General features: G+C 31.9%; 30 protein-coding genes. 26 read left to right on the top strand and 4 right to left on the bottom strand.

The features are described from left to right. Position 1: 1 nt before the first annotated feature. The 6 genes from ACFQO1_RS03430 to ACFQO1_RS03405 all read left to right on the top strand — a co-directional run bounded on the left by ACFQO1_RS03430 (position 2) and on the right by ACFQO1_RS03405 (position 6,322). Entirely contained in the window at positions 2–412 is a 411-nt protein-coding gene (locus ACFQO1_RS03430; RefSeq protein ID WP_380216571.1) for a hypothetical protein, read from the top strand. Continuing rightward, entirely contained in the window at positions 413–1,675 is a 1,263-nt protein-coding gene (locus tag ACFQO1_RS03425) for an ABC transporter permease (RefSeq protein WP_380216570.1), read from the top strand. A 1-nt stretch (position 1,676) separates the two neighbouring features. Next, positions 1,677–2,582, top strand: a complete 906-nt coding sequence (locus tag ACFQO1_RS03420) for a hypothetical protein (RefSeq protein ID WP_380216569.1) — start codon at positions 1,677–1,679, stop codon at positions 2,580–2,582. 14 nt (positions 2,583–2,596) lie between these two features. Beyond that, entirely contained in the window at positions 2,597–3,070 is a 474-nt protein-coding gene (locus tag ACFQO1_RS03415; protein ID WP_380216801.1) for a thermonuclease family protein, read from the top strand. Between the two features lie 706 nt (positions 3,071–3,776). Next, positions 3,777–4,106 carry a nucleotide pyrophosphohydrolase gene (locus tag ACFQO1_RS03410; RefSeq protein WP_380216568.1) on the top strand — a complete coding sequence of 110 codons (330 nt, stop codon included), beginning with the start codon at positions 3,777–3,779 and terminating at the stop codon, positions 4,104–4,106. Then, positions 4,103–6,322: a DNA/RNA helicase domain-containing protein gene (locus tag ACFQO1_RS03405; protein ID WP_380216567.1), complete on the top strand. Its 2,220-nt coding sequence runs from the start codon at positions 4,103–4,105 to the stop codon at positions 6,320–6,322. The genes ACFQO1_RS03410 and ACFQO1_RS03405 overlap by 4 nt, the downstream gene beginning before the upstream one ends. 412 nt (positions 6,323–6,734) lie before the next feature. Here the strand turns inward: ACFQO1_RS03405 and ACFQO1_RS03400 are convergent, their stop codons facing one another. Beyond that, a complete protein-coding gene (locus ACFQO1_RS03400; protein ID WP_380216566.1) occupies positions 6,735–7,004 on the bottom strand; it encodes a hypothetical protein in 270 nt (89 codons plus the stop codon). A 510-nt stretch (positions 7,005–7,514) separates the two neighbouring features. Here ACFQO1_RS03400 and ACFQO1_RS03395 point away from each other — a divergent pair. Next, positions 7,515–7,991, top strand: coding sequence for a hypothetical protein (locus ACFQO1_RS03395; protein WP_380216565.1), 477 nt, complete (start codon positions 7,515–7,517; stop codon positions 7,989–7,991). 355 nt (positions 7,992–8,346) lie between these two features. On the opposite strand, the gene ACFQO1_RS03390 is transcribed toward ACFQO1_RS03395, so the two are convergent. Together ACFQO1_RS03390 and ACFQO1_RS03385 are read right to left on the bottom strand one after the other, a co-directional pair. Beyond that, a complete protein-coding gene (locus tag ACFQO1_RS03390; protein ID WP_380216564.1) occupies positions 8,347–8,598 on the bottom strand; it encodes a GIY-YIG nuclease family protein in 252 nt (83 codons plus the stop codon). 86 nt (positions 8,599–8,684) lie between these two features. After that, positions 8,685–8,936: a GIY-YIG nuclease family protein gene (locus ACFQO1_RS03385; RefSeq protein ID WP_380216564.1), complete on the bottom strand. Its 252-nt coding sequence runs from the start codon at positions 8,934–8,936 to the stop codon at positions 8,685–8,687. A 347-nt stretch (positions 8,937–9,283) separates the two neighbouring features. Between ACFQO1_RS03385 and ACFQO1_RS03380 the strand changes: the two genes are divergently transcribed. The 4 genes from ACFQO1_RS03380 to ACFQO1_RS03365 all read left to right on the top strand — a co-directional run bounded on the left by ACFQO1_RS03380 (position 9,284) and on the right by ACFQO1_RS03365 (position 12,666). Further along, positions 9,284–10,366, top strand: coding sequence for a hypothetical protein (locus ACFQO1_RS03380; protein ID WP_380216563.1), 1,083 nt, complete (start codon positions 9,284–9,286; stop codon positions 10,364–10,366). A 236-nt stretch (positions 10,367–10,602) separates the two neighbouring features. Beyond that, a complete protein-coding gene (locus tag ACFQO1_RS03375) occupies positions 10,603–11,679 on the top strand; it encodes a serine hydrolase domain-containing protein (protein ID WP_380216562.1) in 1,077 nt (358 codons plus the stop codon). A gap of 208 nt (positions 11,680–11,887) precedes the next feature. Beyond that, positions 11,888–12,385, top strand: coding sequence for an EF-Tu C-terminal domain-related protein (locus tag ACFQO1_RS03370; protein WP_380216561.1), 498 nt, complete (start codon positions 11,888–11,890; stop codon positions 12,383–12,385). After that, complete coding sequence (locus ACFQO1_RS03365; protein WP_380216560.1) at positions 12,382–12,666, top strand: hypothetical protein; 285 nt, start codon at positions 12,382–12,384, stop codon at positions 12,664–12,666. Before ACFQO1_RS03370 ends, ACFQO1_RS03365 begins: the two co-directional genes overlap by 4 nt. A 19-nt stretch (positions 12,667–12,685) precedes the next feature. Here the strand turns inward: ACFQO1_RS03365 and ACFQO1_RS03360 are convergent, their stop codons facing one another. Then, positions 12,686–12,886: a hypothetical protein gene (locus tag ACFQO1_RS03360; protein WP_380216559.1), complete on the bottom strand. Its 201-nt coding sequence runs from the start codon at positions 12,884–12,886 to the stop codon at positions 12,686–12,688. Positions 12,887–13,674: 788 nt separating this feature from the next. Between ACFQO1_RS03360 and ACFQO1_RS03355 the strand changes: the two genes are divergently transcribed. The 15 genes from ACFQO1_RS03355 (at position 13,675) to ACFQO1_RS03285 (ending at position 26,537) form a co-directional block, all read left to right on the top strand. After that, on the top strand, positions 13,675–15,132 hold the full coding sequence (locus ACFQO1_RS03355) for a peptidoglycan-binding domain-containing protein (protein ID WP_380216558.1): 1,458 nt from the start codon (positions 13,675–13,677) through the stop codon (positions 15,130–15,132). Between the two features lie 38 nt (positions 15,133–15,170). Further along, on the top strand, positions 15,171–15,773 hold the full coding sequence (locus tag ACFQO1_RS03350; RefSeq protein ID WP_380216557.1) for a hypothetical protein: 603 nt from the start codon (positions 15,171–15,173) through the stop codon (positions 15,771–15,773). Between the two features lie 833 nt (positions 15,774–16,606). Continuing rightward, positions 16,607–17,059, top strand: coding sequence for a hypothetical protein (locus ACFQO1_RS03345; RefSeq protein WP_380216556.1), 453 nt, complete (start codon positions 16,607–16,609; stop codon positions 17,057–17,059). Between the two features lie 248 nt (positions 17,060–17,307). After that, a complete protein-coding gene (locus ACFQO1_RS03340) occupies positions 17,308–17,619 on the top strand; it encodes a hypothetical protein (RefSeq protein WP_380216555.1) in 312 nt (103 codons plus the stop codon). 272 nt (positions 17,620–17,891) lie between these two features. Continuing rightward, the gene (locus ACFQO1_RS03335; RefSeq protein ID WP_380216554.1) at positions 17,892–18,692 is read left to right on the top strand and encodes a DUF6090 family protein; all 801 of its coding nucleotides are present in this window, start codon (positions 17,892–17,894) and stop codon (positions 18,690–18,692) included. 253 nt (positions 18,693–18,945) lie between these two features. Then, complete coding sequence (locus ACFQO1_RS03330; RefSeq protein WP_380216553.1) at positions 18,946–19,422, top strand: hypothetical protein; 477 nt, start codon at positions 18,946–18,948, stop codon at positions 19,420–19,422. A gap of 210 nt (positions 19,423–19,632) precedes the next feature. After that, positions 19,633–20,304: a hypothetical protein gene (locus tag ACFQO1_RS03325; RefSeq protein ID WP_380216552.1), complete on the top strand. Its 672-nt coding sequence runs from the start codon at positions 19,633–19,635 to the stop codon at positions 20,302–20,304. A gap of 5 nt (positions 20,305–20,309) precedes the next feature. Further along, positions 20,310–20,933, top strand: coding sequence for a hypothetical protein (locus ACFQO1_RS03320; RefSeq protein WP_380216551.1), 624 nt, complete (start codon positions 20,310–20,312; stop codon positions 20,931–20,933). Between the two features lie 231 nt (positions 20,934–21,164). Next, complete coding sequence (locus tag ACFQO1_RS03315) at positions 21,165–21,605, top strand: c-type cytochrome (protein WP_380216550.1); 441 nt, start codon at positions 21,165–21,167, stop codon at positions 21,603–21,605. Between the two features lie 547 nt (positions 21,606–22,152). Further along, on the top strand, positions 22,153–23,526 hold the full coding sequence (locus ACFQO1_RS03310) for a GxxExxY protein (RefSeq protein WP_380216549.1): 1,374 nt from the start codon (positions 22,153–22,155) through the stop codon (positions 23,524–23,526). Positions 23,527–23,535: 9 nt separating this feature from the next. Further along, complete coding sequence (locus ACFQO1_RS03305) at positions 23,536–23,922, top strand: hypothetical protein (protein ID WP_380216548.1); 387 nt, start codon at positions 23,536–23,538, stop codon at positions 23,920–23,922. Further along, positions 23,923–24,288, top strand: a complete 366-nt coding sequence (locus ACFQO1_RS03300; protein ID WP_380216547.1) for a hypothetical protein — start codon at positions 23,923–23,925, stop codon at positions 24,286–24,288. A gap of 142 nt (positions 24,289–24,430) precedes the next feature. Then, on the top strand, positions 24,431–24,979 hold the full coding sequence (locus ACFQO1_RS03295) for a hypothetical protein (protein ID WP_380216546.1): 549 nt from the start codon (positions 24,431–24,433) through the stop codon (positions 24,977–24,979). A 244-nt stretch (positions 24,980–25,223) separates the two neighbouring features. Further along, positions 25,224–25,709, top strand: coding sequence for a hypothetical protein (locus tag ACFQO1_RS03290; protein WP_380216545.1), 486 nt, complete (start codon positions 25,224–25,226; stop codon positions 25,707–25,709). Between the two features lie 219 nt (positions 25,710–25,928). Further along, positions 25,929–26,537, top strand: coding sequence for a hypothetical protein (locus ACFQO1_RS03285; RefSeq protein WP_380216544.1), 609 nt, complete (start codon positions 25,929–25,931; stop codon positions 26,535–26,537). The last annotated feature ends 4 nt before the right edge of the window (positions 26,538–26,541 follow it).

Genomic DNA, 26,541 nt, shown 5'->3' with positions numbered 1-26,541 from the left:
TATGAGTCATAAACAAATATCAACGGAACTAAAATCTCATTTTTTAAGGCTCTATCAAATTGCATTATCGGACGAAGACTTTGATGTTTTAGAAATGAAAATGCTATATGAATTTGCTGAACAACGAGGTGTTTCTCAAGAACAATTAAATGAACTTTTGTTAAGTCCTAACAACTACTCATCCTCCATTCCGCAATCATTAAACCAAAGAATTGAATTTCTCTATGATTTAGCACGAATGATATGGGTAGATGGTAAGGTCACAGAAGATGAATATAATACTCTAAAAAAATATTGTAAAAAATTCGAATTCCTAGAAGATAATATAGTTGAGTTAACTGATTTTTTATTGTCTGCGGCTAAAGAAAACAAACCCAAAGAGGAGCTATTAAAACTTATAAATTCTGATTAAATGGAAAATATTAAAAAACTATTTACACTTAAAAAAGCAGTGTCTCAATCGGAAATTACAGACACCTCTATCGACAATGAAAAAATTAGAATTACATATTTTCAAAGTGGATATGGGGCCTCAGTTAAAGCTTCAGGAAATGATATCACGTTTGGTGTTTGTCTAAAAAATTTATACAATAGCTATGAAGACCAGTGTAGACGGCAAAAAAATGAACAGGACGAATTAAAAAAGCCTTACATAGAAGATAAAGAACGGGTTAAATCAGAAATTAAGAAAAGAGAAACAGCTGTTCAAATAGCTGAAGAGAAAGAGCAAAAACAACTTGATAGGATTGAAAGTAAGCGATTCGAAATGATTGATGTAAGAGAAAATCCAAACAAATATGGTATTGATGCTGACAAAAGACCTAAGGCCCAATTCTATATAGGATTATTTCTATTACTGCCTATTACCATCTATCTTTTTGTGTTCTATATTTCTGCATCCTATTCAGCCTTTTTTAAAGATTTTGAAACTTCAAGCCTAACCGCAGCAATTTTTGATGCTGATGCGCTTGGTAAAGCAACAAGAGATGGGTGGCTAGAAGCACTATTTGTTGGCACAATTCCTTTTGTGTTTATGGGTTTAGGATATTTAATTCATATGTTCCAAAAGATTAAAGGCTGGAAAGCAATAATAAAATTAGCAGTTCTTTTAATTCTAACATTCATTTTTGATGTTATCCTAGCTTACTTAATCGAAAGAAAAATATTTCTATATGAAGCATTAGTCGGACAACAATTCACACCCGAAGATGCTGTACAAAGTGTCAACTTCTGGGGAATCATATTTGCCGGATTTGTGGTGTATATTATCTGGGGACTAGTATTTGATTTTGTGATGAAAGAGCATGAAAATGTTGATAAAATTAGGGCGTTTATTAATGCTCGAAAAGAGGAAATAAAAAATTTAAGTAACTCAATTGAGTTACTTAAAAATACTCAAGACGAAATCAAAAGAGATTTGGCATCACTCCAGGGAAGGATTAATGAAATACAAGGACGTATCGATGGATTCATATTTCCAATTAAGCAATATTTACATTATCACTATCAATATAAAGAGGGTTGGTTTCAGGCTATAAATGCTGAAATAGCATTACCCACGAAAGAAAAAGATGAATTAAGGAACAGATGCCAGACAATTGCCGACAACCATTTAAAAGATATGGATTTAAATGAAATGGACTATCAAAATTTGATTTTCACCAACAAAAATTAACATGAAGAATAGTTTTATATATATCATCATTCTTACAATCCTCGCTTGTGCGTGTAAAAACGATAATGATGATAAAAAAGAATTGAAAAAAAATACAGTACAAATTGATAATATAAAAGATGAAACAAATCTAAATATCAGCATCCTTTTAGACCTCTCTGACCGAATTGACACCATAAAGTATCCAAACGAAGCCATGCAAAACTACCTCAGAGATATAGGGTATATCAATTCTGTTATAACAGCATTTACTACCCATTTGAAGCAAAAAAAAGTTAGAAAAATGAATGACAAGATAGCTTTATACTTCGACCCTGAGCCTAAAAACCAGAAAATAAATAAAATCTCACAAGAATTAAAATTTGATATCACCAGACAAAACGTGACGCTTGAATTATTTGACGAAATCCAAAAAGCGTATACGGAAAAACCAAAACAAATTTATGAATTGGCGATTTCAGATGGCAATTATGTTGGTTCCGATACTTGGAATTTTTTCAAATCAAAGTTGAAGGATTATTGCATAGAGGATGATCATAGGAATATTCTAATTATATTAACTGACGGTTATATGTTTCATATTGATAATAAAAGAAAAAATGACAACAAAACCTCTTACCTCAGACCACAAGATATTCGGTCATGGGGCTTAAACGATGAGAAATGGGAATCAGAATTCAAACAAAAAGGCTTTGGTTTTATTCCAGCCTCACAGAATTTACAAAATCTGGATGTGCTAGTCCTGGGTTTAAATCCCGATAAAAAAAATACATACGAAGAAGAGGTGCTTAGAAAATTTTGGTCTAATTGGCTTGAGGATATGGATATAAGGTATTCTGAAATTAAAACTAATGACATCCCTTCCAACATGGATAAAGTTATTCAAGAATTTATCTTGCAAAATTAGATACTTTGAAACAAATGCTATCGAGATCTTTTTATTCATTTTTTCTAATCTTTTTAATTGGAAGCTCATTTTGTTATGGTCAATCAATCTACGGTAAAGTTGTTTCCATCACAGATGGAGACACTTTCAAATTATTAACGCAAGATTCTATTGTTCATCGTATAAGAATTGCAAGTATTGACTGTCCTGAAAAAAAACAACCATTCTCAAAACTTGCAAAACAGTTTACTTCTGACGCTATTGTTGGTAAAAACATATGCCTTGACATCATAAGTAAAGATCGCTATGGTAGATCAATTGCGATCGTATACTATGATGATTTTTTAACTTTAAATGAAGCGCTAGTGAAAAATGGATTTGCTTGGCACTTTTTAAAATATTCCAAAGATCCTTCACTGGATCAATTAGAGGAATATGCCAGAAAAAATAAACTTGGATTATGGATTGACAAAAATCCGATACCACCTTGGGAATGGCGAAAAAAATAATACTTAATTTTATTTTATTGATATTTACTTTTAAAAATTAAAAACCACATCATGCTAACTCCCCAGAAGTTCTATAGATTATTTTTTAGCACCACCTTTTTATTTTTGGTGTTCAGTGTGAGCACTGCATTTATTACGGTCGAAACCAACGTCTATATCTGCAAAGGAAAATACAGCAAAAAGTACCATTATAAAAAAGACTGTCGCGGACTTTCAAATTGTTCAACAAGTACTTATAAGGTAACATTGACGGAAGCAAAGAATATAGGAAGAACACTGTGCGGGTATGAGGATTGATAAAATATTATAACATGGAAGAGTAGAACTCCAGAAAATAGTAGAAATCATTTAAATAATTTCATTATGCCAAATGGATTTAAAGATGGGTATGAACCTACCTAAGATGATCTTTACTATTATTCAAATAAATTAAATCCTAATAATGAAGAGTCTGAGAGATAGGATTAAATATTAATAACCTAGGTAGTTGATAATTAAATTATTTTCGATTTCTTTTTTTTAAGAATAAAACTCAATTAAAAACTAGACATAAAAAGAAAAGAATTTTATCTATTTTTAAACTGAAAGAATTTCGGAATACATTTTTCAGAAAAATGCGACTATCAGTTAGCAAAACTGCTTACTTATTCAAAAACAGTTTGAGAATTGTGTTTCATTAGATAATAAAAACTTAGAAATACAATTAATGAACGATATTACAATAATTATAGACAAATTGATAGCATTCAGAAATGAGCGTGATTGGGAGCAGTTTCATAATCCAAAAGACTTAGCTTTAGCTATAAATATTGAATCAAGCGAATTACTTGAAGAATTTTTATGGAAGAAACCTGAGGAAGCTAATAAAGAAGCAATAAAAGAAGAATTAGCAGATGTATTTGCTTACGCTTTCCTTTTAGCTGAAAAATATGATTTTAATGTAAAAGAAATAATACTTCATAAAATTAAAATGAATGGAGAAAAATATCCTATTCAGAAATCAAAAGGCTCTGCGAAAAAGTATACTAATTTATGATTCCCAACTTTGAATTATCTGTAGAGGTTTCAAAGCGTTACAATTTTGATAAAAACTCACTTCATAAAATAAACAATAATCCTTGGGTAAAAAACCAATGGCCATTGGTATATTTTATTCAAAACGAAACCAAAAGAGTGGCTTATGTTGGAGAGTCAACAAATTTTTCAAATAGAATAAAAAATCATTTAGCTAATCCAAAAAAGGCGAATGTCTTTAATCAAATATCAATAATTGGTTCTGATAAATTTAATAAGTCTGCAACTCTTGATATTGAATCTAAATTAATTCAATACATATCTTCAGAAGGAACTTATGAATTACAAAATGGAAATCATGGTTTAATTAATCATAATTACTATCAGCAAGACCTTTATAAGGATCTTTTCAAAAATATTTGGGGTAAATTAATTGAAAGTAAAATAGTAAGTAAATCACTTGAAGAGATTGAAAACTCAGAACTTTTCAAATATTCTCCATACAAGTCTCTTAATGAAGATCAATACAATTCTGTTTTAGAAATTATTGAGGCTTTAACAAGAAGTGAATCAAATCAAATATTCATTAAAGGAAGTGCTGGAACCGGAAAAACTATTCTTGCGACCTATTTAATAAAACTTCTTGGCTCGGATGTTTCTGATACAAATATGGATGATTTTAGTGATAATGAAATTCAAGAAATTAATTTAATCAGAGCATATAAAGAGAAATATCCTAAGGCAAAAATTGGGTTCGTTGTAGCAATGAGTTCCTTACGAAAAACTTTACAAAATGTATTTAGAAAAATACCAGACTTAAAGTCATCAATGATAATTAGTCCCTCTGACACATTCAAAAAAAATTACGACTTGTTGATAGTTGATGAAGCTCATCGTTTAAGACAATATAAAAACATTGGTTGGATGGGTGTATTCAAAAAAAATAATCAAAAATTAGGTTTAGACAATTCTGGCACTGAGTTAGATTGGATAATTGCAAATAGTAAAAATCAAATTTTTTTCTATGATCCTGCTCAATCTGTTAAACCTTCGGACATTCCATCTTTTAATTTTGAGAAGCTAATACATCAAAAAAACACAATTGAGATAGAACTTCGATCGCAAATGCGGTCAAAGGGAGGAAATGACTATATCACTTTTGTAGATGACTTGTTAAACATTAATCGTGATACTAAAAGTTTTTACTCTCCCGAAAATTATGACCTAGTTGTATTTGATTCAATGAAGGACATGTATGAACAACTATCAATTAAAGAGACAGAATATGGTCTATGTAGATTAGTTGCAGGTTATTCATGGCCGTGGCTATCTGATCCTAAGAAAAAACCAAAACCAAACCTTGATGCAATTGATATTGAAATTGATGGAGTTAAATTGCAATGGAATAAAACTGATAAGGATTGGATAAATTCAGAAAATGCATTTAAAGAGGTTGGTTGTATTCATACAACTCAAGGTTATGACTTGAATTATACAGGGGTTATTTTTGGAGAAGAAATCTCCTTTAACAAATTTACCAATCAAATTGAAATAGATAAATCAAAATACTTTGACAAGAACGGCAAAAGAGGAATAGACGACATTGAGTATCTAAAAGAGTTTATCATCAACATTTACAAAACAATAATGTATAGAGGCATTCGAGGTGCTTACATCTATGCTTGTGACAAGAATCTACGAGAATATTTTAAAGAACATATTACCTCATACAAAATAAGTAGTAAATTAAGAATTTTACCCTTTTCGGACGTCAAACCATATATTAATTCAGTTCCTCTCTTAGATATCTATGCAGCAGCAGGTAAATTTAGTGACTTACAGATTCGAAGAGATTATGAAAATTATAAGTGGATTGAATTACCAATTAATATTGTAGCTAGAGAAGATTATTTTGTTTGTCAAGTTATTGGTGAATCTATGAATAAAAAAATTCAAAATGGTTCTTGGTGCCTATTTAAAAAAGACCCTGGAGGTACTCGTGAAGGCAAAATTGTTCTAGTTGAACATTATAATATTCAAGACTCAGACTTTGGCTCTGGCTATACTGTAAAATCATATCATAGTGAAAAAATTATATCAGAAGATAGTTGGCATCATCAATCTATAATTTTAAAACCATTATCTTTTGATCCAACTTTTAAGAATATAGTATTAACAGAAGATGAAATAAGTAGTTTAAAAGTTATTGGAGAATTTGTTACAGTTTTAGATGTTTAATTAATTTAAAAAATACTCCTTATTCATTTAAAGCTAGTCCATAGATACTCCATAGATAGTGTATGGGGAGTGTATGCATAGTGTATGGTTTTGTAGTTGATGGTTGATAGTTGATGGTGTGTAATGATTGTGAGACGTGAAATGTGAAAAGTAAGAGGCTTACTATTGTCTAATGGCAAATATTTTCTAAAAAGGACCAACAATTCCTCAACCCATAATGTAAAGCAACCCTTTTCATCAGAATATGGAACCAAAAGCTCTGAGATTCAGTTCAGCCGTTTACGGATGGACGCAGAGTTTTGGTTTCGGTTTGGCATGTGCGACAGCACAAGGCAAAATTCCTCTGAAAAGGTGTCTTTTTGTTTCGTCGTTTATTTTGGACAAGCAAAATAAAGGACAAGAATAGAAAAATTCATCGTTCTTTTAAAACGTAACTTTCTTCACTTATAGCTACTCCATAGATACTCCATAGATACTCCATAGATACTCCATAGATACTCCATGGATAGTGTATGGTTTTGTAGTTGATGGTTGATAGTTGATGGTGTGTAATGATTGTGAGACGTGAAATGTGAAAAGTAAGAGGCTTACTATTGTCTAATGGCAAATATTTTCTAAAAAGGACCAACACTTCCTCAACCCATAATGTAAAGCAACCCTTTTCATCAGAATATGGAACCAAAAGCTCTGAGATTCAGTTCAGCCGTTTACGGATGGACGCAGAGTTTTGGTTTCGGTTTGACATGTGCGACAGCACAAGGCAAAATTCCTCTGAAAAGGTGTCTTTTTGTTTCGTCGTTTATTTTGGACAAGCAAAATAAAGGACAAGAATAGAAAAATTCATCGTTCTTTTAAAACGTAACTTTATTCACTTATAGCTACTCCATAGATACTCCATAGATACTCCATAGATACTCCATGGATAGTGTATGGGAGTGTATGGTTTTGATTTCGTGAAAAGTGAAATGTAAGACGTGAATTTTAGAAAAAAATTTAAAGAATCCCTTTTAATCTGAAAGTGAAATTAAAAGCGTTGTGCTCCAGCTTAGATGATTACAGCAGAACGCAGCATTGGGGATTCAGTGGTAAGCAAACAACCCTATTAAATACTTTTTTCTACATAAAATATTTTATATATATTTGATTATAAATACTTTAGTTAATTTTTTTCTCTCACCAATAAAATAGAAATATGGATCGTATAGAAGAAATCATCAAAAAACTACAGAAATGGGAAAAAGAATATAATGAAGCCAAAGCAGATTACAATCAGGCAGTTATGGAATATGAGGACTCGCATCCAGAATTTCATAAGAATTTGTCGGAAGCTTGGGAGGATACAAACGCCATATTTGAGCAAATAGAAGATGATTTTAACAAGGAGGAAAAAGCCGCATCCAAAGAAAAAGAGCCTAAGAAAACAATAGATATGGCAAAAGCAAAGGCAAAACGAGAAAATGCAAGACAAAAAGCCTATCAAGAGTACCTTGATATAAGAGATGCTATGATCGATAAAGCCATTGAAAAAGAACTTCCTAGTGATCTAACTGATTATTTTCATGAAATGAGAAACAAATTTAATAAAGTCAAAAAGGAAAAAGCAACCCTAGAAAAGAAATTAAATGATTTTCTAGACTCAGAAATTTTTAAAGCGAAGATTATACATTAGCCACCTTTGCAAATCATGTGCTAAATGGACAACTATATTTGTTCTCTATTTCTAAAAAATACTTACATTATTCTTTAATTCAACTCGTAACACATCCCTTTGTATCAGAATAGGCGATGACTAGCTTCGAGATTTAGGGCAGGCTATTCTCTGACCGCCAATCTTTAATTGCGATTTGAAGCTTGCTTCAAAATCCATCCTGCCTCCCACGATTAAAGGGAGAGGAAGGCTGGACTATTTAAACCAACCTCAAATATCATAAAAACAAAAAACCAGCTGCGAAGCAACTGGTTTTTTTAGTAGCGGGAACTGGACTCGAACCAGTGTCGGCCGCGGCCGATATGAGCCCCTGCTTTCAAACAATATTATTCTTCTTTATCCACTCCCTCCCCTTTCCAGTTTTTAAAAACTTTTCAAATTCTATCGCGGCTCTCTTAGAACTAAAAAACCTGACAAAAACCACTCGCCAAGGACGGTATCTCATTGTCCAGCCCTTTATGCCCATTTCATTGTGCGAAGCAAATCGAGATATAAGATCGGAAGTATAGCCTTTGTAAAGTTTATCTGTACGGTCCGAAGCTAAAATGTAGACCAAATATTCTTCCATAAAAAACTCCCCTAGGTGGGGAGTTATTTAGTAGCGGGAACTGGACTCGAACCAGTGTCGGCCGCGGCCGATATGAGCCCCTGCTTTCAAACAATATTATTCTTCTTTATCCACTCCCTCCCCTTTCCAGTTTTTAAAAACTTTTCAAATTCTATCGCGGCTCTCTTAGAACTAAAAAACCTGACAAAAACCACTCGCCAAGGACGGTATCTCATTGTCCAGCCCTTTATGCCCATTTCATTGTGCGAAGCAAATCGAGATATAAGATCGGAAGTATAGCCTTTGTAAAGTTTATCTGTACGGTCCGAAGCTAAAATGTAGACCAAATATTCTTCCATAAAAAACTCCCCTAGGTGGGGAGTTATTTAGTAGCGGGAACTGGACTCGAACCAGTGACCTTCGGGTTATGAGTTCTTCAAATTCCTTTATTTATAAGGCTTTTAAGAACTAATGAACCCTCTATATTGGCTTAGTGTTCAAAATCGTGTTCAGTTTGTGTTCACTAGATTAATACTATTTAAAAACGCAATTTAGAAAAAACTTAGTAAGTTTGGTAATAATCTTTGCTTTTCTAAAAATATAAACAGAACTTAAAAGTTCTCTTATACGGAAAGGTAAAATATATTAACAGTACTTTTAGTACTTATATAACGAGTTGCCACACATTTAAAAAAAACCATCGCCTATGAGTTATTTTAGTGACGAAGAATATAACGAAGACGAACGACGGAATAATGCCTATCAAGCAGTAAACGCTGTTCGAGAGGCTGTTAGTCTTGCTAAAAGAACTCACCAGCCAATAACATACGAACAAACTTTGGATTTAATAAATGACCTAAATCCTGAACTTTATGAAGAAGTTACAACGCTTCTCGCACGAAAAAATGAAAGTGATTGGGTAAAATATTTCAAAGAAAAAGCACTTGCAAAATCAACAAAAGAAAAGGAAGTCAATCCAACAGATTTAATTGAGGAAGAACTTGCAGAATTAGAGGAAATAGTAGAAAAAGACAAATCAAAAAGATTTTTAAACAAACGGATTTTTGACTACAAAAATGCACTCGAATATTTTCAACCGAGAAAAGTTTCAGAACATAAAATTCTAAATGCGGATTTCTATTTAGCGGAAAGACCTTCATTTAAAATTTCAGAAACGTTATATGAAAACGAAGAGTTTAAAGATTTCAAACTTCCGAATGGAAAAGTTTTGAGATTAAGGCTACTTCATCCAGATAAGCCAGAGCATATAATTGGAGCAGATTTAATTTACGAGCAATTTAACCTTAAAACAAATCAAGCGAGATTTTTAGTACTTCAGTACAAAACTTGGAATACTAAAAGTCTAAATTTATCAAGCGGTAACATTGGAGCTCAATTTGAAAAATTAGACAAAAATCTTTGTAAGTCAGGTTATTGTTCTAATTACGAAGGTAAAAAAACAACTGGTGGTTATCGATTTCCATATTGCTCGGCATTTTTAAGACCAACGTCTTATATAGCTTCAGCGGATAGTAAATTAGTGAGTACAGGAATTCACGTACCGATATGTGAAGTTTTAAAGATTAAAGAAACAGAAAAATCGTTAACGTCAAAAAATGTAAAAGGTAAAGCCGTTAGTTATAAAATTTTTGATGAACTATATGTTGAACAAATGTTGGGTTCGAGATGGCTTACATTTGATGAATTAAAGGAGTTTTACGAATCGAAGGATTTATTGAGTTATCAAGATAGAATTAGAGTTCACGCTCAAGAAGTAACACCCGACTAAAAAACGTGTGGCAACAACGTATATAGCTCATAGCTTGGTAGTTGCTTAATCGAAGTTAAGGCATATTTGGAATGTCGCCAAATTTTTAAATTTGACGATTTTCAGTAAAAAAATAAATAGTAAAATTTAAAAATATGGCTTGTGCCCAACCGAAAATTAATCGCTAATTTACACGCTACGAGCCATATACAAAACCGTTGTGGCTAATTTGAAAACAACAGCGTGCAGAAAATAAAATGACTAAAAAAAAATCAAAACAAATAATTAGAATTTTATTGTTCTTGGGAACAATAATTTCATTGTATTTTGTTCCGTGGCCTATTGTATCCGCTTGGGTAAAGCCACTTCCAAACTCAGTTCAGGAACAAGTTGATAAAGCTGCGGATTACGGATTTGATGGAATTATTGTTTGTGTAAACAAAACAGGAAATCAATCAGAATTTTTTACTTCAGGCTACAAAAACAGAGAAAATAAAGTACCTGCCGACCCAAAATCATTGTTCAAAATTGCTAGTGTTAGCAAACTATATACGGCTCTTGCTATTACTAAATTGGTGACTGACAAACGCTTATCTTTAGACAAAACACTTGCCGATTACTTCCCAGAATTAGAAGAACGCATTGATAATGCCAATAAAATTACGGTAAGAATGATGGTTCAGCATCGAAGTGGAATTCCAGATTTCACAAGAATTAATAGTTATTGGGCTCACCCAAAACAAAACGATAAAGAAAGACTTGAATTGGTGCTAGATTTACCAGCCCACTTTGAACCTAATGCAGAATTTGAATACAGTAACACAAATTATTTATTACTCACGAAACTTATTAAAAAGGTTACAGGAGAAAGTAAATTTCAATACATTAAAGCAAACATTCTAGACCCTTTGCATCTTAATAACACATTTGGTTCTATTAAAGATGTTGATTTAGATGATGTAATGAGCGGTTATTATGTTGGCTATGAAAACGACTTAAAAACAGATAACAATAATCTTATGCTGGCAACAGCAGAAGATTTAGGTAAATTTATCCGAGCACTAAATGATGGTTCTGTTTTTAAAAATAAAGAAGAGCAAGAAATTTACACCTCACTTTACAAATATGAACATACAGGTCTAATTCCTGGTTATCAAACAATTGCCAAATATCACAAAGACATAGATGCTGTAATTGTTCAATATACAAACACAGTCGATTTTGATGGGTACAATTGGAGTTTGTCGGAAATAATGTATAATAGAATAGTAAAAATATTAAGAAAAAAAACTAGCCACAACAACGGTTATAATTCAGCGGGGCTGAATTCATAACTTGATAATTTATCTTATATTTAAACAATTAAACTAATCTGACTGGACTTCGACAAACAGCTCGCCATTGCGCTTCCGAAACGCACGCACAGCCAAAAAACAGGCTGCGCTTCCCCTCGCCTTTGGCGAGATAATCACGCGCCAACGCAACGCTGTCAATCCCCACCGAAATCATAACCGAAGACGTTGTAGGTAATTTAAACGAACTGTGATAATACGAAAGGAAATAAAAGACGACAATGAACTTTACTTGTATTTCAATGGAAAATTGATTTATAAAAGATGGCTGAATTTAGGCTATGGAAAAGTTTTTGACACTCACGCTTTCGGAAAATATACTGATTATAGCATTACTGATTTTGATCTTGACGAAACGCCTGAATTGATTCACGTTAAAGCAAAATTAAAAATCATTTCGAAAGAAAATGGCGGAAGAAAAACTGGGATAAAAAGCGGATACAGACCAAACCACGTTTTTGAATACCAAACAAATGGACAATTCAAATATGCATATATGGGAGATATTCAATTTGACCAGCAAGAATGGATTATGCCTGGAGAAACTAAAGAAGTTTTAGTCCGATTTTTATCGAGACAACCTATTGATGAATATATGGATATCGGAAGAAAATGGTGGATTCACGAAGGACCTAATAAAATTGGAGAGGCGGAAATAATTGGAATTGAATTACCAAAATCTGAATGAAAAAATTATTTAAATGTTTAAAGGTTTTGGTTTTAATCGTTGTGATTAATCAAATCATCATTTTGATTTCTAACAACTCAATTCGAAACGGATGGTGGAAAAGCAACAGCGAAAACCGATTTAATGAACACGACTTTCTGGAATTTGATTCAAATCTGAACTGGAATATTATTACGGAAAAAGGAAAGAAAAGCGGAATTGTACAATTATACATCGGAGAAAAATTATTGATATCTAATCTGACATTGACAGAATGGTATTTATATGAAAATAAAGGATAAAAACTACCTACAACAACGGTTATAATTCAGTGGGGCTGATGGTTAAATGAATTGTTTTTCTTACAAATTTGACTATCTTCATATCCGAAAGAAACGGGTAAACAGCTTGCCATTGCGCTTCCGAAACACACGCACAGCCAAAAAACAGGCTGTGCTTCCCCTCGCCTTTGGCGAGATAATCACGCGCCAACGCAAAGCTGTCCATCCCCACCGAAATCATAACCAGAGACGTTCTACGCAATAACGATTACGGAGCGGAACGCAGAACTGTTGTTGGAAACTTATAGAAAACCTTAAGCTGAAAAAAACGACCTTCTGATTATGGATATGACTGATTTTAATCAGTTATATTGAGAGCTTTTTCGCTTAGCATCGTTGAGAGTTTTACTCTCAGAACGTTGGGAACGTTTAAAAAGCTTGCATAAATTTAGCGGATTGATTTTATAAAATCAAGCCGGGGGGTTTAAAATAATCAGAATAGTGGTCGTTATTCATGAATTAGCTGTTTTTTGATGTTTCCATTTTCTATTTGACAGGTTTTTTATCAAGAGGATAAAAAACATAAAATATAAAAACCAAGCAGTGTCTGCGTATAGTGCTATATTCCGTCATCGTGACTACGAATTTTGTTCATTTGAATAAATGAACTAAATTACTGCGCAGAACAGCGCATGATAAATAATTGCAGGTATGTTTTAATTCGATATTCACTGTATTTAAGAGAATTGATTATACAACTGAAACCATTAGCTCTGTAACCTGCAACTATTCATATACGCAGACGTTGTGGGCAATTTAGGCATCGTGATTTTCATTAAAAATTGGTCGATTTTCACGATTTCTTTTCATACAAATCAAAATAAACGATAATTGAATTGCAAATCAAGATGATTGGATTATGGAAAACCCTAAACTGATTTGAATTGAATTACAGACTTTTAACAAACGTTGGGAACAAGCTGAAAAGCCAACTGAATTATGGAGTAGGCATAATAAAACCATTGTCAAATGAAAATAAATATCTACAAATTCTTTACTTTAATATTCCTTTCAACTTTAAGTACAGTCTTTGCCCAAAACGACTTTAATAAAGCTCATTCATATAACATTAAGCTTGAGAAAATCAGAGTGCTGGATATTGAAACTGAACCTAATATTGATTGGAAAGTTCTTTTTTTAGATAATGATGAAATTGTATATGCCAAACACGATAAATCCTCAAGAAGAAATCAGATTGTAATTGCTGATTTGAGGTCAGGTAGCATTAAAAAAACTTTGTCTGGAACAAACCTTCACGCTGTTTCATCTGACAACAATAGAATTTTCTACGACCAGAAAATTTATGATAGAAAACAAAATAAGGTCTATCCTTTAAGCAGTACACCAAATGCTAACACGAAATGGTATAGAAGTCAAGGATTTTTATGGTATGAACCAGAAAAAATAATTGCTTATAGAAATCAAAGACTAAAAAATGGCAAGCTAATACCTAAAGAATACTACTATTTTGATTTGAATGATTTACAACTTAAAGTTTTGGACGATAAATCAAAACAAATCGCATTTAAAAGATATTTGAATGAATATCCAAGTCATCCAAATTTTTATTTGTACCAAACAAGCAGTGGCAGTAGTATTAAAATACAAGGAAAACTAACAAGTTACGGTGCTGAATTAATGAAATGGGAAAGAGGTTATCCAATAGATAGATTTTGGCAAAGCCCAAATTTAGAATATATTGTTGTCGATAGGTATTCTAAAACCTACACAAATCGTTCAGAATTATCTCTTTACAAATTAGTTAATGGAAATAGTAAAATGGATATCTCATTTAAATGCAACTCACCCATTAACTATATTAGTGACGAGTTTAAAAAATATTTCGATAAAGGGAGCAAATCGACAATTTGGGCAAGTGTATATGAACCTAAAATTAATTCACTTACAAATAAGGTAATTGGACCAGACAGAAACCAATACATTGGAAACGCTAGGATAGTTACAGAATTGACCGATAATGAATATGGTTTACAAATGGGTTTTCAGCAGGGTAAAACTATGAAAAAGGGGCAGATAGTTACTGATTTTCGTATCAACGAAAGAACTAAAGACGGTGGTGGTGCTTGGGCAACACTTGAAGAATGGAGTGTACCGACTTCTTGCAATATGAAATTCGGTTATTTTGAGCTTGGCGATGATAAAGTTGAAGTCTTGTATTCAAAAACTATTCTAAATACATATCAAGAAAGTGTTGTGAATAAAACAGGTAAGGGTTGTGATACGCCAGGAAATGAATGCTCAAATGCTAATGAACAATTTTTCGATGCGCTCAAAAAATTTCAAAAATTACAGAATATACCTGTTACTGGAAAAGTAGATGCAAAAACAATAGAAATGTTTGAAAAAAGATGTGCTGAAATTTCAGAAATTAGAGATTTCGAAAAGTTCAGATATCGAAAAAAATAAATCCTCTCATTTACTAATTTTTAATAAATTGTTTTAATATGAAAAAAATCCCTTATTTATCAGTAATTATTTGTTTTTCAATCTTGTTTTCTTGCAAAAACGAGGATAAATCTTTTGAAGGTCTGTGGATAAATGCTCAAACAGAAGCGGACGCCATTCTTTTAGAAAAATTTGAAGACAATTACTCTGCAACAATGAATGGAAAAACCTATTCAGTAAAAAAGGAAGATACTGATTATAAAATTCAAGTGAATGAGCAATCATTTCTATTGTCATACAGCGAAAATGAAAATTTAATATTGCTAAATGGAAATAGATATATACCAATTGAGAACTCATTGTCTTATTTGTTGAGAGGCAGATGGAAAGACAAATGGAGTGATAGTGATTACTACTTCTATTTGGACAAAAATGACTTTACATTAAGGCATCAAAATGAAAACTTTAAGGTTAAGATTAATAAACAAAGAGGCGACACAACGATTACTTTCTACTCGCCAAAATTTAAGTCAACAGTCGGTATAGAAAATCCAAGAAAGAAAAATGATACTTTGTTCACGGTATTTTACTTTGGCGAGGGCGATATGTCTACTCACTATAAAAGTTGGGAGCCTATACCAATAGAACAGGCGCGAAAATAAAACTGCCCACAACAACGGTTATAATTCAGTGGGGCTGAAATCATAGCTTGATAAAAAATACTATATTTAACATTAAAACCAATCTGAAAGTATTTCGAAACACAGCTTGCCTTACTCCGAAACGCACGCACAGCCGTAAAACGGGCTGCGCTTCCCCTCGCCAAAGGCGAGTTAATCACGCGCCAACGCTAAGCTGCCAATCCCCACCGAAATCATAACCAGAGACGTTGTAATACATTACTAGAAAATTTTTCAATAATCTGATAAATCTGAATGATTTGATAAAATTTTGCTTTACAAATTCATTTAAATTCAAGATCAAATTAAACTGAATATTTAACTTTTGAAAACCTTAGAAATGAATACAAATTAAATGAAAGAAAAATTTAATCATGTGATAGCTGAATATCCATTTTATGTAGGTGTTTTTTGTTTGGTTTTAGGTATTTCATATTTGATTTATAAAATTGATAAAAAGGAGTCGTTTAAAATGAAAGATCACAATATTTTCGAATGGAAAGTTTTGGTGAGTTCATGGGCTTTTATTTTCATGATAATTATGCTGGGCGTAACATTAATATTCAATAATTAATAACGTATTACAACAACGGTTATAATTCAGTGGGGCTGAATTCATAGCTTGATAATTAATCTTATATTTAAACCTTAAAACTAATCTGACTGGATTTCGACACACAGCTTGCCATTGCTCCGAAACGCACGCACAGCCAAAAAATAGGCTGCGCTTCCCCTCGCCAAGGGCGAGTTAATCGCAAGCCACCGCAACGCTGTCCATCCCCACCGAAATCATAACCGGAGACGTTGCCCACAATATGAAAAAAACACTCACTTTTATAATTATAGCATTTTCGTTTTTTTCTTGCGAAAATGACAGAATAACTGATTTGGAAAAATCAGTCTCAGAATTAAACGAGTTGAACTCAAAATTGGTAGATTCGATCCTAATATTGCAAGATAAAGACATATCTTCTTTTTTTTTGATAGCCAACCTAGATAAAGATCACGTCGAGGCGAATAAAACAAACATTATCAATGTTGATTTCGGATATAAAAATTATGTTCCAGAATATGATGTTTACAGATTATCTGGTGAAAACTATGAAAAAAGAGAATTGATTTTAAGAGATCAAATACTAAGCGAATTTAAGTTTGAGTTTAAACCCGAAAATGTTGATGAGAATAGAGTTAAGCTCGAAGTAGTTATGAATCTTGACGGAATTGAATATATAATTCCAGCTGATTTTCAAGTTAATGTAGTTGATTAAAATACTGTGGGCAACAACGGTTATAATTCAGTGGGGCTGAAATCATAGCTTAATAAATAATCTTATATTTAAACAATTAAACTAATCTGAAAGTATTTCGACAAACAGCTTGCCAGGCTTCCGAAACTCACGCACAGCCAAAAAACAGGCTGCGCTTCCCCTCGCTAACGCGAGATAATCACGCGCCAACGCAAAGCTGCCAATCCCCACCGAAATCATAACCAGAGACGTTACCTGCAAGCTAAAAAATGATACTAGGATACTTTGATTACATAATTATTGCATTTGTATTTTTTCTATCGATAAAGTATTGGAATAGAGAATTCAATTGGAAGAAAGGCTGCTTCTTAAATTTATTATTGTTTGGAGTGGTCATACCATTTCTTTCCTTAAATATTGGTGTGCTGTTTGAGATATTCAATGAAAGTGATTCTAATGAAATGATTTTAGAACACGGATATTTAATATTTTTTTTCTATTGGGTTTTAGGAATTCTATTTTCGATTGTTATTGGAAGAAATAATAATCGGAAAAAGCCAGCAGGTAACAACGGTTCATAATTCAGTGGGGCTGAAATCATAGCTTGATAAAAAATACTATATTTAACTTTAAAACTAATCTGACTGGATTTCGACACACAGCTTGCCATTGCTCCGAAACGCACGCACAGCCAAAAAACAGGCTGCGCTTCCCCTCGCCTTTGGCGAGTTAATCACGCGCCAACGCAACGCTGTCCATCCCCACCGAAATCATAACCGGAGACGTTGTGCTTCATTATTTAGTCTTCCAATTAAAATTATATCATACCTTTAAAGAAACTAATATCTAACCAATGATAAAATTCTTTAGAAAAATTAGAAAAAGATTGCTGATTGAAAACAAATTCAGTAAATATCTGTTGTACGCGATTGGCGAAATAATTCTTGTGGTTATTGGAATTTTGATTGCACTTCAAATCAATACTTGGAATCAAAATAAACAAGACAGGAAACAAGAAAAACAAATTCTTTCTCAATTGATAAAAGAATATAAAAGTAACCTTAATCAAATAAATGAAAAGATTGACTTGAGAAATGAAACCTTAAATTCTTGTTTTAAGTTATTGGAATATAGAAAAAGTAATAACACAGAAATAAAAGTTGATTCGGTTGATTCCCATTTATTTAGGATTTCAATAAGACCAACGTTTGACCCTGAACTTAGCGTTAGTAATGAACTTATTAATTCAGGAAAACTTTACATTCTGACGAATGAAGAATTACGTAATTATATATCTGCCTATTCAAGTTTTTTAAGTGAGTTAAGTGAAGAAGAGCAAGTTATTCTTGAACTTACCGAAAATCGCTTGATTCCATTTCTAATAGAAAATTACCAAATAGGAAGAATGATGATGGTACTTTTAGACGACAAAGAATTAAGGGCAAAAATTACTATGGGCAAAATAAAGGATTATGATACGATGAAAAATTTAGTTCAAAATTCTGATTTTACGAATATGTTATATCATCCTGATTTTGAAGACTACCTTTTACAACTAATTAGTTATACTTCTTATACGAATGAACAATCAACTGGTGTAAGAGAAAAAACCAATAAAATTATTGATTTAATAATAACTGAAATAAATAAATAACGAAAGCACAACAACGGTTATAATTCAGCGGGGCTGAATTCATACCTTGAATAATTAATCTTATATTTAAACTTTAAAACTAATCTGACTGGACTTCGACACACAGCTTGCCATTACGCTTCCGAAACGCACGCACAGTCAAAAAATTGGATGTGCTTCCCCTCGCCTACGGCGAGATAATCACGCGCCAACGCAACGCTGTCAATCCCCACCGAAATCATAACCAGAGACGTTGCCATTAATTTAAAAAAAAATGACGAAAACGATAATATTTGTTTTTATAACCTTAATTACATTTAGCTGTACAGATATAAATCAAGGCGAAAATATAATCGCTAAATTGGAAAATCTGAAAGCGGAAAATGATAGTTTACGGAAAATTGTGGCGGATATTAATACCAAATATGTATTTGATAGTATTTCAGTTCGTGATATTCCATCGTATAAAAACAAATATAAACTGAATTCAAAAATTACGGGCGAAATTGTATTCGTCGGATATAATTTAAACGAAAAGTCTTGGGCTATAAAATTTGATAGCACCAATTATGATAACGGACGAGTGTTAATAAATCCAGACACACTAAAAAACATAAAAGGCGGATATAAATATGAAAAGATTTTAACATCTGATTTCAATACTATTCGTGCGGATTTGAAAACTGAAAATGAATATGGAAAAGAATTTAATGTTATATATAATACCGCAATAAGAACGGAAAAAAACTAATGGCAACAACGTATATAGCTCATAGCTGGTCAGTTGCTTAATCGAAGTTAAGGCAAATTTAGAAAGTCGCCAAATTTTTAAATTTGGCTTATTGAGAAAAAAATTAATAAGAAAAATGTAAAAATTCGGCTCGTGCTTAACCGAACAGTTATCGCTAATTTGCACGCTACGAGCCATATACAAGACCGTTGCCACACATTTGAAAAAAATATGGACTACAACCAAAAACTTTTAGAGAGAATTAGCAATCTAATGGAAATTGCCGATAATTGTTTAGCTAGTTCTTATCCTAATGACTACCAAACTTTACAAGTTGATTATGCTCAAATGCAAAGTTTTAGAACCGGAAGTTTATCATTCATTTTACATCTATATGGAGATAAGCATCCTTATTATTTAAGTTTCAAAAAAGAAGTTGAAGATAATTACGCCTCAGAAATAGAAGTTGGAATTTCAATTATCCAAAATATAAAATCTGAGATTGAAAATGGTTGGTTATCTTCTTTAAAAGGTATTATAACATCGGAAATATTTTCAGATTTTATGGAAATGGCGGAGCATCTTATTGAGCAAGGGTATAAAGACCCAGCAGCCGTAGTAATTGGAAGTGTACTAGAAGAACACCTCAGACAATTATGCAGTGCAAACAAAATAGAAACCACAATGACAAAAGGAAACAAAATAGTTCCTTTGAGCGCGGATAGGTTGAACAACTCTTTAGCAAAAGCTAATATTTACAGCAAATTTGATTTGAAAACAATTACTGCTCAATTTGACATTCGTAATAGTGCGGCGCACGGGAAATATGATGAATATGACATTACGCAAGTTGAATTAATGTATCAAAATGTTTTAAGCTTTCTTACTAGAAACCAATTATAATTAAGATGATTTTACTAGACGAAGAAATAAGGTACCCAGAAGAAGGTCAGAAATTTTTTATTGAAGAAGGAGATAAGGAAGAAATATCTTGGATGAATAAATCATTTCAAGAATTTGGAAATTATGCGGATTGTTATCAAACAGCTGCACTCAATTTAATTGACCAATCTCTAGCTGATAGTAAATTAAGAGACTACCATATTTATCCTATAATTTTTTTGATTCGTCATTATCTAGAACTAAGATTAAAAGAACTTACACAAGGTTTGATTTTTTGCAAAAATCAAAAACGAGATTTTCCAAAACATCACGATATAAAGCTTTTATGGGGCGAATTTAAAGCAGAATATGCTGCAATTGGACAAAATCCAAATGACGCTCAATTCCAAGCTGCTGATGAATTAATCAAAGAAATGTCCTATTTTGACCCTATATCAATGGCATTTAGATATCCAGTAGATAAAGAAGGAAATAAAACTCAAAAATTGGAATATGTCAACTTGAACAATTTAAAAGATTCTTTCATTCGCATCTCATTTCTTTTAGATGGAGTTGCTGATTTAATCGGACAGAATGTTGAAATAGTTGAAGATTTTGTTCACGGAGTTTATGAAAATTATTGGGAATAAAAACGTGTGGCAACAATGTATATAAAAAATAGCGCAAGTCCTTGATAACACTAATGCTTGGGCGCTTTCGGAAAGTCGACAAATTTTTAAATTTGACGATTTACAATAAAAAAAATAAATAGTAAAATTTAAAAAGTTGGCTTGTGTTTAACCGAAAAGTAACAGCTTATTTTCAGCGCTACTTTTCATATACGGAGCCGTTCTACACAATTTTGAAAACATTGCTAATAAATGAAAATTGCAGTAAATAAAATAATCTTTCTTACATCAATATTCCTCATTTCGACAATTGGAATTGCGGCGTTAGTTTATAACCAATCTAAACAGAATGAATTGGTCTGTGCAACCGAAATTCCACAACCAATTTGTGGTACGGAGTTGAACTTATCTGAGAATGCACAAGATGGAAAATATCTATTTAAGGCCAACTGCGCAGCTTGTCATAAACTTTATAAAAATATGGTTGGTCCTAGTCTTAAAGGTATTGTCCAAAGAGAGGAATATCCATCGAATGAATATTTTATTGATTACGTTCTAAACGAAAACAAACTACTCGAAAATAATGATGAACATGCAAAAGCGATAAATACGGAATATGATTACGACTATATTCACCAGTTTAAGCTTTCAAATTTAGAAACGTCGAAAATTTTAGAATACTTAAATGAGTAAAACCCAAATTATAGGACTAGCGAGTTTTACGCTAAGTCACATATTTTTAATACTTAATTTTGTATTTGATTCTTCTACGGGTGAATATGTTTATTTCTTCCATATTGCCTGGGGACTGGGAATTATTAGCGTTCTATCAAATATATTTCTTGCTGCTGAAATTGGGGCCAGATCTTGGATTATAATCCTATTAGCATTGAGTGGGTTATTTTGGTTTTTTCCGCCTTTACTCGTTACTTTTTTAGGCATTCCATTTTTGTGCGTTTTTTTCGTAATTGTTGTATACCTTCAAGCGAAGGGAATAATGTTGAGAAAGTGAGCGAATAAAAACTGTGTAGAACAACGGGTATAAGTAATACGGGTGTTCTAGTTTAATCGAAAGTTTCGGTATATTTGGGATGACCGCCAAATCTTCTGATTTGGCTTTTGATGTAAAAAAATTTAAAAACAAAAAACACAAGATTTGGCTATATGCTAGACAGAGGGCAAGTACAGTTCCCTCCCGCACTACTCATACCCAAACCCGTTACCCAACATTAAAAACTAAATGAGTATTATACGACCAAGACTGACTGATTTTCATAATATACCTATCACTCAAGAAGAGGTCGATTTTGCTATTCCCTTTTTAGATGAGGACATTCCTTTATATGTTGACCCTTTTCTATTATGGAAATCGCCATCAATGCAAGACAATTCTTTGCATCTTTCAATAACGAATAGTTTCAATCATTTAGGCTATTTAGTGAATAAAGGAAATGAAAAAGATGCTATTGATTTAATAATTCGTGCATCGGAATGTAATGAAGTGGGATTTGGAAATTCTAAAACTAAAACTGGCAAAAGGATTGGAGCTAAATTGGCGTCTAAGATTACGAATCTATTTAATTCAATTCCACAAATTTCAAAATCTGGATTTATTCATTTTGAAGAAACTCAATTGCTTGTAGACAATTTTTCAAAAGATAGAGTAAGTGATATAGCTTGTAATTATATTCAATCTTTTCTTGTTGATTATACAATTGAGCAATGCGAAAAATATAAAATACCAATTGAAAAAGTACAGCTTACTAATCTTTATGATTCTAAAGCAAATAAATTTATTGAGGAAGAAACTTATCTTCCAGTAAATCCAATTACAAAATCACCAATCTTACTTGTTCCAAAAAGATGGTTGCGATTCATTCCTTGGATTAACACAGATGATTATTTCAAAAATTATTACATAAAGAATTTATATGTTGATGGTCAAGAATTACCTGATAAGGTAAAACTTTTAGCATTTAATCGTTCTAATTACGATGTAGTAAAAACATATACAGAAATAAAAGAAAAACAGTTTGAAAACTGTAAAAATGACCCTCTTTTTAATCAGATACCAGTAACATCTGCAAAAAGAAAAATGTCAACTATTGCCAAACTTCCAACAGGAAAAACAAATAATGCAGATATAAAATTTGAAGATAATGCTTGTCAACTCTTGGCATCTTTAGTATATCCACATCTTGATTTTGCCAAAGAACAAAGTCGAACCGAGTCAGGTGTTCAAATTAGAGATTTAATTTTTTACAATAATTGTACTGTCGATTTTCTTAAGGAAATATATGATACTTACGATTGTAAACAAATCGTGATGGAACTAAAGAATGTTAAAGAAGTAAAACAAGAGCACATTCTTCAATTAAATAGGTATTTAAAAGAACAATTTGGTCGTTTTGGAATAATTATAACAAGGAATCCACCACCTAAAAAAGTCGTTAGAAATGTAATTGATTTATGGTCTGCACATAGAAAATGTATTTTAATTTTAGATGATTCTGATTTAAAAATGATGACACAAGTATTTAATAGTAAACAGAGATATCCTATTGAGGTTATCAAGAAAAAATATATCGAATTTACAAGGGCTTGCCCTTCATAAAATTAAATTATGACTGAAACAGAAGTATTTAAATTTGAAAAAATACAAAGTCAAATTGATGGAATTTATAAAGAGATAGGTTTGTTATCCCGAAAAAGTCCTAATGACGCAGTAAATAAATTCAAATTAAAATTCATTAATCAACTTTTAATTGATGCAAACGATTTATTGACAGAAGATTATAAACCGTTACAAGGTTTTGATAGTTTTGATGATGACGATTTACCTACTAATAGTGATGTAACTATGATTTTCGAGCAATATCTTAATTGTCTAGAAAAATTAAGAAGTGATAATATTACTACAAAAGATTATGAACACGGTTGGTTTTGGATAGTTGACGGAGAAGCTTCAAGTATTAAAACTATCAAACCTAAAAAATTAAACATAAAATAAATGGCGAAAAAGAAACATTTACCAACTGAAGCAGAAATTGAAAAATTTGAGATGCTCGATAAATTGATAGAATCTATTTATCTAGAAATGAAAGAATTTTCCAAGAAAAAGCCAGACGAACCACTTAACAAGTTCAAAGTAAAAAGTGTCAATAGAGTTTTAGAGCAAGTAAAGGACATACTTAAAAATGAACCGACAGTTGAATTTCTAGACCTTCTTGATGATGAGTCTTTGCCTTCTAACAGCGATTCAATACTGATTTTAGGACAATTTAAAGCATCTATGAAACAATTCCATAGTAAGTATTGGCAAAGAGAACCTGGAATTGGATATAGATGGTCGACAAAGGAAAATCCAGTAAAATAACGTTGGGTAACAACGTGTATAATTCATTGCTAGTACTCGCCTACTTACGAAAATATTCGCGGATTTTCTATTCGGTTTGTATTTGCTAAATTAGTTGTTGAAACACGCAACGAAATCATACACAAGACCGTTGGTAATAATTATGAAGAAACTGATTTATTCAATTTTAATTTTAAGTTTAATTTCTTGTAAAGGACAAGTAAATAAAAAATTGACCGAGAAATATATCTACACTCCAGAGAATTTTAGTTTTTCAATTGATTTCCAAGAGAAACCTACCGAAAACCATACAGTTCAAAATAATATGTTTGGTCAAATGGATTTAAACAGAGCATACTTTGAGAATAAAACTGAGAGAATGGCTTTCGCAGTTATTTATTCAAATTACAGAAAGGAAGATTTAGAGAAAATCAAACCATCCCTAAAAGTTTTTTATGATAACGCAGAAAAACAAGGTGCTGAAATGGTCTCTGGAGAAGTGGTAATATCAAATAGTTTCGAAATTGATGGATTAGAAGGTCGCGAAATAAAAACTTCAATGAGAGATGGAGAATTGCTAATGACAAGCCGAATGCTTTTAAACGGAACAGAATTTTACATTTGGTCAACTACCTATTTAAAAAACAATGAATGGAATAAAAAGAAAACTGAATTTCTTGAAGGATTGGAAATTAACACAAAACTCAACTGAAATAACTATTACCAACAACGGTTAATAATTCAGCGGGGCTGAATTCATAGCTTGATAATTAAGCTTATATTTAAACTTTAAAACTAATCTGACTGGATTTCGATATACAGCTTGCCATTGCTCCGAAACGCACGCACAGCCAAAAAATAAGCTGCGCTTCCCCTCGCCAAAGGCGAGTTAATCGCACGCCAACGCTAAGCTGTCCATCCCCACCGAAATCATAACCGTAGACGTTGTAAGTAATTTGACCAAACTAAGAAAAATAGAACTCAATTTAGGAAATCCAGAAAATGGATGGCTTCCGATTAAACTAATTTCTAATGATTTTAATTTAGAATTTTATGCTTCAAATATTCCCGAAAATCCAACAGACAAACTTTGCGAAGCTCTGATTTTAGCACTGAATGGAATCGAATCGGAAATATGCTGGAATATGGAACCTGATAGTTATTACTTTGAACTAAAACAAAGCGGAAAAAAAATTAATATGATTATTTCAAATAGTAGCGGAATAGCAAAAAATCGAAAGGTAATTTATGAATTGATTGGAGATTTTGAGTCAATTATTTTACCACTTTATCGGAGTTTGAAAAAGTTCAATACGTTGGAATTTAATAAAACAGATTGGAAAAAAATTGATCAAACAAAACTTAATAAATTAACCGAAATAGTAACGAGAAGAAAAACTACTTACAACAACGGTTATAATTCAGCGGGGCTGAATTCATAGCTTGATAATTAATCTTATATTTAAACTTTAAAACTAATCTGACTGGATTTCGAAAAACAGCTTGCCATTGCTCCGAAACGCACGCACAGCCGTAAAACAGGCTGCGCTTCCCCTCGCCAAAGGCGAGTTAATCGCGCGCCAACGCAAAGCTGTCAATCCCCACCGAAATCATAACCAGAGACGTTGTAGGTAATTTTCGCAGAATACTCAAAAATATTAATGACAAACTTAAAAGCTAATTTATACTCACTTGCATTTTTAATAACTCGAATAAAAGTTTCAGTTTATACTTTACAGGAAACAATTGAGAACCAAAGTGAATTGAGAAAGATTAAATTTTCAGATAATTTTTTAGAGAAGTTTGAATATCCAAATCTCATTATTGCATCTATATCTGAATATTCAATAATTCAATTTTGTTCGTTTTTGGATGAATACAAAAAATTCAATCCTAGTTATATAGGAACTGAATATTCCGAAAGAATAAAAAATGTGAGATTGAAAAACAAATACGGGCTGCAAAGAATTCAAAAATGGAAAGACTTATATGATTATAGAAATCAAGTTGCAGCACACAACTTTGATGTCAAAAAAAAATCAATTTTAAGTTCTAAACAAATAATAGAATACAATATTCCAGATACAATTGAAGAAAAAACTCTTTTTTATAATATATGTTTGAAAATATCACAAAACATTTTTAGTGAATTTGAAGAAATTAGAGAAAGTTTCGATTTCGATTTTAATCTAACTCATAAACTGAAAATTAAAAAAAATGAAAGCTTTGATCTAAATGAAGAATTAAAACTAATAAATGAGAACATGTAAAACT

It is taken from the genome of Jejudonia soesokkakensis (assembly GCF_042664795.1).
In the GTDB taxonomy this organism is placed as follows: domain Bacteria; phylum Bacteroidota; class Bacteroidia; order Flavobacteriales; family Flavobacteriaceae; genus Jejudonia; species Jejudonia soesokkakensis.
This window is presented reverse-complemented; position numbering and strand designations above follow the sequence as displayed.

Bases quoted from the DNA above. Each gene is read 5' to 3' on its own strand.
- ACFQO1_RS03380 (WP_380216563.1), top strand. From the start codon at position 9,284: ATGAGTTATTTTAGTGACGAAGAATATAACGAAGACGAACGACGGAAT.
- ACFQO1_RS03315 (WP_380216550.1), top strand. From the start codon at position 21,165: ATGAAAATTGCAGTAAATAAAATAATCTTTCTTACATCAATATTCCTC.
- ACFQO1_RS03425 (WP_380216570.1), top strand. From the start codon at position 413: ATGGAAAATATTAAAAAACTATTTACACTTAAAAAAGCAGTGTCTCAA.
- ACFQO1_RS03365 (WP_380216560.1), top strand. From the start codon at position 12,382: ATGAAAAAATTATTTAAATGTTTAAAGGTTTTGGTTTTAATCGTTGTG.
- ACFQO1_RS03285 (WP_380216544.1), top strand. From the start codon at position 25,929: ATGACAAACTTAAAAGCTAATTTATACTCACTTGCATTTTTAATAACT.
- ACFQO1_RS03360 (WP_380216559.1), bottom strand. From the start codon at position 12,886: ATGATTTCGGTGGGGATGGACAGCTTTGCGTTGGCGCGTGATTATCTC.
- ACFQO1_RS03385 (WP_380216564.1), bottom strand. From the start codon at position 8,936: ATGGAAGAATATTTGGTCTACATTTTAGCTTCGGACCGTACAGATAAA.
- ACFQO1_RS03405 (WP_380216567.1), top strand. From the start codon at position 4,103: ATGATTCCCAACTTTGAATTATCTGTAGAGGTTTCAAAGCGTTACAAT.
- ACFQO1_RS03410 (WP_380216568.1), top strand. From the start codon at position 3,777: ATGAACGATATTACAATAATTATAGACAAATTGATAGCATTCAGAAAT.
- ACFQO1_RS03295 (WP_380216546.1), top strand. From the start codon at position 24,431: ATGAAGAAACTGATTTATTCAATTTTAATTTTAAGTTTAATTTCTTGT.
- ACFQO1_RS03340 (WP_380216555.1), top strand. From the start codon at position 17,308: ATGATACTAGGATACTTTGATTACATAATTATTGCATTTGTATTTTTT.
- ACFQO1_RS03320 (WP_380216551.1), top strand. From the start codon at position 20,310: ATGATTTTACTAGACGAAGAAATAAGGTACCCAGAAGAAGGTCAGAAA.
- ACFQO1_RS03310 (WP_380216549.1), top strand. From the start codon at position 22,153: ATGAGTATTATACGACCAAGACTGACTGATTTTCATAATATACCTATC.
- ACFQO1_RS03345 (WP_380216556.1), top strand. From the start codon at position 16,607: ATGAAAAAAACACTCACTTTTATAATTATAGCATTTTCGTTTTTTTCT.
- ACFQO1_RS03390 (WP_380216564.1), bottom strand. From the start codon at position 8,598: ATGGAAGAATATTTGGTCTACATTTTAGCTTCGGACCGTACAGATAAA.
- ACFQO1_RS03330 (WP_380216553.1), top strand. From the start codon at position 18,946: ATGACGAAAACGATAATATTTGTTTTTATAACCTTAATTACATTTAGC.
- ACFQO1_RS03300 (WP_380216547.1), top strand. From the start codon at position 23,923: ATGGCGAAAAAGAAACATTTACCAACTGAAGCAGAAATTGAAAAATTT.
- ACFQO1_RS03430 (WP_380216571.1), top strand. From the start codon at position 2: ATGAGTCATAAACAAATATCAACGGAACTAAAATCTCATTTTTTAAGG.
- ACFQO1_RS03325 (WP_380216552.1), top strand. From the start codon at position 19,633: ATGGACTACAACCAAAAACTTTTAGAGAGAATTAGCAATCTAATGGAA.
- ACFQO1_RS03355 (WP_380216558.1), top strand. From the start codon at position 13,675: ATGAAAATAAATATCTACAAATTCTTTACTTTAATATTCCTTTCAACT.
- ACFQO1_RS03335 (WP_380216554.1), top strand. From the start codon at position 17,892: ATGATAAAATTCTTTAGAAAAATTAGAAAAAGATTGCTGATTGAAAAC.
- ACFQO1_RS03375 (WP_380216562.1), top strand. From the start codon at position 10,603: ATGACTAAAAAAAAATCAAAACAAATAATTAGAATTTTATTGTTCTTG.
- ACFQO1_RS03415 (WP_380216801.1), top strand. From the start codon at position 2,597: ATGCTATCGAGATCTTTTTATTCATTTTTTCTAATCTTTTTAATTGGA.
- ACFQO1_RS03420 (WP_380216569.1), top strand. From the start codon at position 1,677: ATGAAGAATAGTTTTATATATATCATCATTCTTACAATCCTCGCTTGT.
- ACFQO1_RS03350 (WP_380216557.1), top strand. From the start codon at position 15,171: ATGAAAAAAATCCCTTATTTATCAGTAATTATTTGTTTTTCAATCTTG.
- ACFQO1_RS03395 (WP_380216565.1), top strand. From the start codon at position 7,515: ATGGATCGTATAGAAGAAATCATCAAAAAACTACAGAAATGGGAAAAA.
- ACFQO1_RS03305 (WP_380216548.1), top strand. From the start codon at position 23,536: ATGACTGAAACAGAAGTATTTAAATTTGAAAAAATACAAAGTCAAATT.